Source organism: Microcystis wesenbergii FACHB-1317, assembly GCF_014696875.1.
In the GTDB taxonomy this organism is placed as follows: Bacteria; Cyanobacteriota; Cyanobacteriia; order Cyanobacteriales; family Microcystaceae; genus Microcystis; species Microcystis wesenbergii_A.
This window is the reverse complement of the sequence record NZ_JACJQV010000008.1, coordinates 1-3273: the sequence shown is the minus strand read 5'-3', so window position 1 is coordinate 3273 and position 3273 is coordinate 1. Positions and strand designations below refer to the sequence as shown.

Sequence of the window (3273 nt, the reverse complement as noted above, 5' to 3'; positions counted from 1 at the left end):
GGAGCTTGTTGCCCTTTATATTTTTTGAGTATATCCTCACTGCTTAATCGTTGTTTCTCCAATTCGTTAGTCGCTAAAACGAATCGTCCTGCTCGTTTCTTTAGCCTCTCAATGGCGGACAAATTCAACTCTAATTCGGCTTGAACTTGATAGCTTTGAGAGGGTAAATCGTCTTTTGATTTGAGTTTTGACCGCTCTCGTCTCAGGCGGAATGAGATTGACTTTAATCTCCGTTAACTGATGATATTTTAAGGAGTCAGATAATCCTTTGGCTATCGCCAACGCCACCGCTCTATTCTCAAATTCTCTTCGGGATAGTTGCCGGATTTTTTCTTGGGCATAATTCTTTTCCTGCTCGATTTTTTTCTCTAATTTTTTCAAGTCTGATTCTTTTCTAGCTTGACTTTCAACTAGCAACCATCTTGGTTCTATCCCCCCATAGTTAGAGCTTGTTTCCCGCCAGGAATAACCCGGTATTTCTGCATCGGTTAACTCTTTTTCTGAGATGCTATCGACTAACTCTTGAGCCTCTTTAATGCTGAAGGGGACTCGAGACAACCAACGCATTTCTCTCATTAGTTTTAAATTCTCTTTGCTATAGAGTGCGCTATCGCCGACTATTAAACTGTCAAAGTCAACTGGTTTTTTAAATTCTCGGGCGATTTGACCAAAAACCGCTTTGTCCGCTTCATTTCCGTCACCTACTTTCAGGAATAAAGAGATCTCTTGCAAAAGTAATCAAGATATATCCTTTTGTCGGTAACGAAGTTCGTAATTGTAGATACCAGCAATCAAATTCAATCTCAGACCAAATCGCCGTCTGCGATTTCTGTATCTTGATGAAAGTATCCGAAATATTTTGAGACGACGATGAATATGTTCTATAACTATGCGCCGTTGTGATAACTGACGATTGGCTTTTTTTTGCTCTTTACTTAGTTTTTCTTTTTTCTTTTTTTTATGAGGAATCTGACTGTTTTGATGGATTTTCTGAATCCCTTGATAGCCTTTGTCCCCTAATATTTCTATTTCCTTATTTAACCCTATTTTACTCTCTTTCCACAACCGAAAATCGGCTCTTCGTTACTTGTTATGGTTCGATAGGGGGGCATAAATTGACTAAATCCTTCTCTGGCAAGAGACTTAATTGATGAGTTCGCTCTAGATAAAAAACAATTGACAAAAATCGCCAAATGCCTTTCTACATAAGAGTTCCATCCTTTATAATCCCAGTCCATTGCATAACACAAACCGAAGAACCCGAAAATCATGGACTCTTCCTTTCTCACAACGGACGCAGATTATCTGCTCACTTTTTTGGTCGCAACGCGCTCGCTGCGCGAGATCGGCAACGACTTGCGACTTTAATGTGTGGTATCCCTGCTTGCCACTCTAGCATGATTTCTGTTTTTTTTTGGGTCTTTCTATCTCCTGTTCTGACACATCCACCACTATTACTTCTATTTCACTATTACTTTCTGATAGGGCTTTTTTTCCGGGTAGATTAAACAGACCTGATTTGATGAGAATATTCTCTACTTTCCTAACAATTCTATACGCCGTTGATTCGTTAACACCCCAACTATTTCCCCGATGAAAATATGTGCGATATTCTCGCCAATATTCTAATGTTATTAGTAGTTGGTCTTCCGTACTCAATTTGCTAGGTCTGCCTGTCTTTTTTTGCCAAACTTTTTCTGCCTTTAGGACTGTTACCATATCCTTAAATGTATCTGGATACACGCCACACAAGCGTTTGAACTCTGTTGGCTTTAAAGTTTTTACTTGTTCGTAAGTCATCTTTCAATCTTAACTCTTGAACTATTTTATCTTATTTTGTCTAGACTTATGCAAGAGATCTAAGGTACATCTCCATCCCCACTTACGATTAAGTCAATCATAAATTGTTTTAAGTCAGGTCTTCGGTCGCGGGAGTATCCGTAGGTAATTTTTATTGGCTGTTGTCTGGTTTCAATTTCTTCTCCAACTGCTCCTGATTTCAGGATTTCTACTGTTGGGTATTCCTTGTTATATTCTCCTTCCACTGATAGAGAAGTCGAATCTAAATGGGAATTCTCGGTCGCTACACCAAATTTTTTCACGGCGGCTAAACTGATGAGTAGGAAAATGACCGAAACATTAAGTTGATAAAGTTTGTCCATTACTCGACCAATTTTATCATCATTTAATTGTTTGGGAAGGTTTTTAGATTTATTCAGCAAACCCTATCTAGACATCATCTATATCTAGTTTAAAATGGGAAAGTCCTCAGCAGAATGAAGAATCTTTGGCACAATTTGTAGATTTTTTGTTTTTGTCGAGGAGTCTAGTTAAATGATTTAGTAAAAAATTAGTAGTTTTATTTATAGCGTTTCCTGTTCGCACGAGGTACATTATCGATGTTGAAAAGCTTAATTAGCAAAGGTTTAACTGTGCCACACAGGTGTGAGAACCGCTATAATACATAAAAATTTAGAAAACCTGCAACTAAGACAACCATTAATAATCCTAATATATTGCTTGGTTCAGGGACACTTTGAGTCGATAAAGGCACAAATGAACGATCTGCTCTACCGATAGCAATTTGTAGCCCTTCCACCGATTGAGTCGCTCCAGCTTTTCCTAAAAAATCACTAAATTCTTTAGTGAAAAGAAAAGGAACAGGTTCCAGTGACCAAGTATTATTATTGAGGTCAACATTAGGTAATCCGGGTTCGATCGGACTGAGAACTTTAAGACCTGTATTGAGTGTATCGGTTATAAAAACCAAAAAGGGTAAGGGAATATCTGGATTAGTGTTTGTTTGGAAGGATGCGGAAAAATTTCCTATTTCTAAAACTGAGGGAAGACTCAACTTATTTTGATCAACGTTAAAAAATATACTTCCCGTAAATTCAGTCGTTCCACTAATCACTTCATAATTGCCTGTTTCTTTATCGTAACTAAATACCCAGTCAGTTCCTCGTATATTGGGGTCAGAACTAGGAGGAAGAATATCAAAAGCATGATCGTATCCTGGTGCAGTAGTATTAGTATCCTCAACAGATGCCAAAGATAAACCAATACTTTCTAAGATGGCTAATCCATCGGGATCAAAGCTAAGACTTTCTTTTCCACCTGTTTCGATATATAGCAATTCTTGGAGCTATGAGGTACAATAGAAAGCAAATAGACAAATAATAGAACTTACCAGCTTCCTATGAGACCCTATTCCGTAGATTTTCGCCAAAAAATTATCGATGTCTGGAAGAAAGAAAAAATTTCCATTCGAGG

General features: G+C 37.9%; 1 protein-coding gene and 4 pseudogenes. All 5 read right to left on the bottom strand.

Annotated elements, in window-relative coordinates; genetic code table 11:
- Positions 1-726 (bottom strand): annotated as a pseudogene (locus H6F92_RS00160) (IS1634 family transposase); the annotation flags it as partial.
- 12 nt (positions 727-738) lie between these two features.
- Positions 739-1074, bottom strand: a pseudogene (locus tag H6F92_RS00155) (transposase family protein); the annotation flags it as partial.
- 179 nt (positions 1075-1253) lie between these two features.
- Positions 1254-1800: pseudogene (locus H6F92_RS00150) on the bottom strand (transposase family protein); the annotation flags it as partial.
- A 62-nt stretch (positions 1801-1862) separates the two neighbouring features.
- A pseudogene (locus H6F92_RS00145) lies at positions 1863-2198 on the bottom strand (IS1634 family transposase); the annotation flags it as partial.
- A gap of 257 nt (positions 2199-2455) precedes the next feature.
- Complete coding sequence (locus H6F92_RS00140) at positions 2456-3136, bottom strand: PEP-CTERM sorting domain-containing protein (protein ID WP_242029935.1); 681 nt, start codon at positions 3134-3136, stop codon at positions 2456-2458.
- Positions 3137-3273: the final 137 nt, after the last annotated feature.